This window comes from Kitasatospora papulosa (assembly GCF_000717245.1).
GTDB lineage: Bacteria > Actinomycetota > Actinomycetes > Streptomycetales > Streptomycetaceae > Streptomyces > Streptomyces papulosus.
Genome location: NZ_JNYQ01000049.1, coordinates 1 through 2,663 on the forward strand (window position 1 = coordinate 1; position 2,663 = coordinate 2,663).

A 2,663-nucleotide genomic window follows, 5' to 3' on the forward strand; every position below is an offset into this window, starting at 1 on the left:
CGGCAGTGAAGCCCAGATATTGCTGCAACGGTCGATTGCCTGACGGATATCACCACGATCAATCATAGGTAAAGCGCCACGCTCCTTAATCTGCTGCAATGCCACAGCGTCCTGACTTTTCGGAGAGAAGTCTTTCAGGCCAAGCTGCTTGCGGTAGGCATCCCACCAACGGGAAAGAAGCTGGTAGCGTCCGGCGCCTGTTGATTTGAGTTTTGGGTTTAGCGTGACAAGTTTGCGAGGGTGATCGGAGTAATCAGTAAATAGCTCTCCGCCTACAATGACGTCATAACCATGATTTCTGGTTTTCTGACGTCCGTTATCAGTTCCCTCCGACCACGCCAGCATATCGAGGAACGCCTTACGTTGATTATTGATTTCTACCATCTTCTACTCCGGCTTTTTTAGCAGCGAAGCGTTTGATAAGCGAACCAATCGAGTCAGTACCGATGTAGCCGATAAACACGCTCGTTATATAAGCGAGATTGCTACTTAGTCCGGCGAAGTCGAGAAGGTCACGAATGAACTAGGCGATAATGGCGCACATCGTTGCGTCGATTACTGTTTTTGTAAACGCACCGCCATTATATCTGCCGCGAAGGTACGCCATTGCAAACGCAAGGATTGCCCCGATGCCTTGTTCCTTTGCCGCGAGAATGGCGGCCAACAGGTCATGTTTTTCTGGCATCTTCATGTCTTACCCCCAATAAGGGGATTTGCTCTATTTAATTAGGAATAAGGTCGATTACTGATAGAACAAATCCAGGCTACTGTGTTTAGTAATCAGATTTGTTCGTGACCGATATGCACGGGCAAAACGGCAGGAGGTTGTTAGCGCGACCTCCTGCCACCCGCTTTCACGAAGGTCATGTGTAAAAGGCCGCAGCGTAACTATTACTAATGAATTCAGGACAGACAGTGGCTACGGCTCAGTTTGGGTTGTGCTGTTGCTGGGCGGCGATGACGCCTGTACGCATTTGGTGATCCGGTTCTGCTTCCGGTATTCGCTTAATTCAGCACAACGGAAAGAGCACTGGCTAACCAGGCTCGCCGACTCTTCACGATTATCGACTCAATGCTCTTACCTGTTGTGCAGATATAAAAAATCCCGAAACCGTTATGCAGGCTCTAACTATTACCTGCGAACTGTTTCGGGATTGCATTTTGCAGACCTCTCTGCCTGCGATGGTTGGAGTTCCAGACGATACGTCGAAGTGACCAACTAGGCGGAATCGGTAGTAAGCGCCGCCTCTTTTCATCTCACTACCACAACGAGCGAATTAACCCATCGTTGAGTCAAATTTACCCAATTTTATTCAATAAGTCAATATCATGCCGTTAATATGTTGCCATCCGTGGCAATCATGCTGCTAACGTGTGACCGCATTCAAAATGTTGTCTGCGATTGACTCTTCTTTGTGGCATTGCACCACCAGAGCGTCATACAGCGGCTTAACAGTGCGTGACCAGGTGGGTTGGGTAAGGTTTGGGATTAGCATCGTCACAGCGCGATATGCTGCGCTTGCTGGCATCCTTGAATAGCCGACGCCTTTGCATCTTCCGCACTCTTTCTCGACAACTCTCCCCCACAGCTCTGTTTTGGCAATATCAACCGCACGGCCTGTACCATGGCAATCTCTGCATCTTGCCCCCGGCGTCGCGGCACTACGGCAATAATCCGCATAAGCGAATGTTGCGAGCACTTGCAGTACCTTTGCCTTAGTATTTCCTTCAAGCTTTGCCACACCACGGTATTTCCCCGATACCTTGTGTGCAAATTGCATCAGATAGTTGATAGCCTTTTGTTTGTCGTTCTGGCTGAGTTCGTGCTTACCGCAGAATGCAGCCATACCGAATCCGGCTTGTGATTGCGCCATCCCCATAGCAGCCATCACATCAGTACCGGAAAGAGAGTCAGAAGCCGTGGCCCGTGGTGAGTCGCTCATCATCGGGCTTTTTGGCGAATGAAATTTAGCTACGCTTTCGAGTCTCATGCGCCTTCTCCCTGTACCTGAATCAATGTTAGGTTTCCGCAGAACACTGCGCCGGTATCGATATACATTTGGTTGGCAAACTTGAGTGGTTTCACTGCTGGCGTATGACCAAAGATGAACGTGTCCGCGCCTTTGATTTCTTTCACGATCCCGTTTTGTGAGTTGCTGATTCGTTCGCGGTTCCAGATTACCTGCTGATGATCAACTGGCTTTCCAAACTCGTATTCGTCAAAGGGATAATCGGCGTGGCAGATAACATATTTTTTATCTTTGCTCACCAGTTCGATGATTAACGGAAGTTCATCTGCTTTATGGGCAAGAGCTTTAGCCAGAATTTCTTTGTCGTAATCGAGATTAAAGAACCAGCCACCGCCATTAAGCAGCCAGTGATTAACGTTTCCACGCTCTGATAAGCCATCAATCATCATTTGCTCATGGTTTCCACGTACAGCTCTGAACCAGGGGAATGTGATTAAGTCCAGGCATTCAACGTTCTCTGCACCACGATCAACCAAATCGCCCACCGAGATAAGCAGGTCTTTTTTGTTGTCGAATCCAATCGTATCCAGTTTGTTCATCAGGTTCGTGTAGCATCCGTGCAGATCGCCAACTACCCAAATATTTCGGTATTTGCTGCCATCAATTTTTTCGTAATAGCGCATCTCTTTCACT

General features: G+C 48.4%; 3 protein-coding genes and 1 pseudogene. All 4 read right to left on the reverse strand.

The window, feature by feature from the left end; translation table 11 throughout:
- Nucleotides 1–384: glycoside hydrolase family 24 protein (locus IA22_RS36105; protein ID WP_030125861.1), on the reverse strand; the 384-nt coding region annotated here is incomplete at its 3' end.
- Nucleotides 368–691: pseudogene (locus IA22_RS37955) on the reverse strand (phage holin, lambda family). The gene IA22_RS36105 and the pseudogene IA22_RS37955, both read right to left, overlap by 17 nt.
- Before the next feature lie 676 nt (nt 692–1,367).
- Complete coding sequence (locus IA22_RS36120; protein WP_001235459.1) at nt 1,368–1,991, reverse strand: antitermination protein Q; 624 nt, start codon at nt 1,989–1,991, stop codon at nt 1,368–1,370.
- Nucleotides 1,988–2,663 (reverse strand): serine/threonine protein phosphatase (locus IA22_RS36125; RefSeq protein WP_245229659.1); only part of this gene is annotated, 676 nt, incomplete at its 5' end. The genes IA22_RS36120 and IA22_RS36125, both read right to left, overlap by 4 nt.